Source organism: Actinospica durhamensis (genome assembly GCF_018139695.1).
GTDB lineage: Bacteria > Actinomycetota > Actinomycetes > Streptomycetales > Catenulisporaceae > Actinospica > Actinospica durhamensis.
The window spans coordinates 1-2765 of record NZ_JAGSOG010000494.1 but is presented as its reverse complement, the minus strand read 5'-3'; the positions used below and the strand labels follow the sequence as shown (position 1 = coordinate 2765).

The following is a 2765-nucleotide window of genomic DNA, read 5'->3' as shown; positions in this document are numbered from 1 at the left end:
CCCCCTCAACCGCCCCCGCCTCGGCTCTCGGCTCTCAGCTCTCCTGCTTCTCCGCCGCGTCCAACCTCTCCGACCTCTCCAACCTCTCCAACCAGCGGCTGATCCCCACCACGTTCGCCACGCTCGACGACAGCGCCTCGAACTTCGCCGCGACCTCCGGCCGCTGCAACAGCCGCGCGTACCGCTCCCGCGTGCGGTCGCGCACCAACGCCAGCGTGTGGTCCAGGTCCATCTGCTCCGACCTGGCCTCCCGCACCAGGCCGACCCACATCCGCAGCTCCTCCTCGGCGCGCTCGAGCGACTCGCAGACACGCGTGATCGGCCCGTAGTGCGAGAACAGCAGCCTGGTCGAACCCAGTTCCCGCATCCGGCCGAGCGAGTCCAGCGCGAGATCGAGGTCGAAGTCCGGCGGGGGAGTGCCCGGCAGCATCGTGCCCGCGACGTCCGCCGCGTTGCCCGGGTGCGCGGCGTCGACCGGTCCGGGAGCGAGCCCGGTCAGCGGGTCGGCGCCGTCCGGCGGGATGTAGAGCCCTGCCGCGTCACCCACGTACAGATCGCCGCTGGCCGAGTCGACCAGACCCAGGTGATGCCGCGCGTGCCCGGGCGTGTGGTGCCCCTCGAGGTAGCGGCCGCCGCCGAGGTCCACCCGCCCGCTCGCCCCGATCGCTTCGATCCGTTCGGCCGGCGTCGGCAGCAGTTCGCCGAAGACCTCGTCCATCGCGTCGCCGAACACGCGCCGGGCGCTGGCCATCAGCCGCGAGGGGTCCGCCAGATGCTTGGCGCCCGATTCCTGCACCACCACGCGTGCCTGGGGGAACGCGCGAGTCAGATCGCCCACGCCGCCCGCGTGGTCGAGATGGATGTGCGTGACCACGATCGTGGCCAGGTCCTGTGCTCCGACGCCGAGCGAGGCCAACGCGTCGACGACGGTCCGCGCGCTGGTCGCGGTCCCCGTCTCCACCAGGCAGGGCCGTTCGCCGAGGATCGCGTACGCCGCGGTGATCCCGTCGTAGCCGGACATGGCGGTGTCGATCAGATGCACGTCGGAGCCGAGAGCCGTGACGGCCGTGGTGGTCATGTAGCCGAATGTACTCGGCCCGGCGCCCGCTGACGCGGGTGTCCCCCGACCCTCTTTTCGTCACCTTGACGATAAGCCGGTCTCCAGCGTATCGTCTGCGGCGGGCACCGGGGAGACAGGGCCCTCATACGTCCGTTCCAGACAGGGGTGGGTTATCCATGGCACACATCACCAAGCGGCCGTTCGTCAGCCACTATCGCGGCACCGGCACCATGCACGTCGTGCACCTACGCCGCGGCGAAGTCGCGCACCAGGGTGTGGGCCAGGCCTTCTGGTTCCGGCCGCTCGGCACGGTGCTCTCCGAGGTGCCGGTGGACGACCGTGAACTGCCGCTGGTCTTCCGCGGCCGGACCGCCGACTTCCAGGAGGCGGCCGTGCAGGGCTCGGTCACGTACCGCTTCGCCGACCCGCTCAAGGCCGCCCGCCGCCTCGACTTCGGCCTCGACACGGCCACCGGCGCCGCCCAGGGCACCCCGCTCGACCAGGTCGCCGGGCTGCTCACCGAACTCGCCCAGCAGCACGCGCTGTCCCTGCTCGCCTCGCTCCCGCTGGCCGAGGCGTTGGCCGAGGGCCCGATCGCCGTGCGCGCCCGGGTGGCCGAGGGCCTGTCCGGCGACTCCCGCCTGGCCGAGACCGGCCTGGAGATCGTCGACGCCCGCATCATCGCGGTACGTCCGGAAGCCGAAGTCGAGCGCGCCCTGCGCGCACCCGCCCGCGAACTGATCCAGCAGCAGGCCGACCGCGCCGGCTTCGAGCGCCGCGCCGAGGCGGTCAACCGCGAGCGCGCCATCGCCGAGAACGAACTGCAGAACCGGATCGAACTGGCCACGCGCGAAGAGCAGCTGTTGGCGCAGCAGGGCGCCAACGAGCGGCGCAAGGTGCAGGAGGCCACCGAGGCCTCACGCATCCGCTCGGTCGGCGAAGCCGCCAGGGCACGCATCGCGGCCGAAGCCGACGCCGAGCGCACCAAGATAGCGGCCGAGGCGGAAGCCGAGCGCACCAAGATCAACGCCGCAGCGGACGCCGAGCGCGTCCGCCTGGCCGCAGCCGCCGAAGCCGAGCGCATCCGCGAACTCGGCGCCTCCGAAGCGCAGGCGGCGCAGGCGCGGATGGCCGTCTTCGAAGGTCAGGACCCGAAGATCCTGCTCGCCCTCGCGGCCCAGGAACTGGCCGGCGCCCTGCCCAGCATCGGCACCCTGAACCTGACCCCCGACCTGCTCACCTCCGCCCTGGGCGGCCTGCTGTCCGGCACCGGCACCGGCACCGGCAACGCGCCCGCCCCCACCTCCGCGCCCGCCGCAGAGGCCAACCCCCGATGAGCCTCGTCCCCCGCGTAGTCGTGGTCCACCGCCGCACCGAACGCGAACAGATCGTGCGCGAGCGAGGTACCTGGGGCCAGGCGAAGTTCCAGGCCAAGGCGGCCAGCGTGTCCCTCTCCGCCGTCGAAGCCAGACACTCCGCCACCGACCGCGCCCTCCAAGCCGTCTCCTCCGCCGTCCCCGGCACCTGGCGCCGCGGCGCGGTCGAGCGCGAGGACCTGGACCGCTTCCTGTTCGAGCCGGAGGACATCGTGGTCGTAGTCGGCCAAGACGGCCTAGCCGCGAACGTCGCCAAGTACCTCAGCGGCCAGCCCGTCATCGGCATCGACCCCAACCCCGGCACCGGCCTAGGCGTCCTCGCCCGCCAC

General features: G+C 72.4%; 2 protein-coding genes and 1 pseudogene. 2 read left to right on the top strand and 1 reads right to left on the bottom strand.

Annotated features, from left to right (window positions below):
• Window positions 1-34 precede the first annotated feature (34 nt).
• The gene (locus KDL01_RS40335; protein ID WP_212534002.1) at window positions 35-1078 is read right to left on the bottom strand and encodes an MBL fold metallo-hydrolase; all 1044 of its coding nucleotides are present in this window, start codon (window positions 1076-1078) and stop codon (window positions 35-37) included.
• Window positions 1079-1236: 158 nt separating this feature from the next.
• Between KDL01_RS40335 and KDL01_RS40330 the strand changes: the two genes are divergently transcribed.
• Window positions 1237-2397: an SPFH domain-containing protein gene (locus tag KDL01_RS40330; RefSeq protein ID WP_212534001.1), complete on the top strand. Its 1161-nt coding sequence runs from the start codon at window positions 1237-1239 to the stop codon at window positions 2395-2397.
• Window positions 2394-2765 (top strand): annotated as a pseudogene (locus KDL01_RS40325) (hypothetical protein); the annotation flags it as partial. The gene KDL01_RS40330 and the pseudogene KDL01_RS40325, both read left to right, overlap by 4 nt.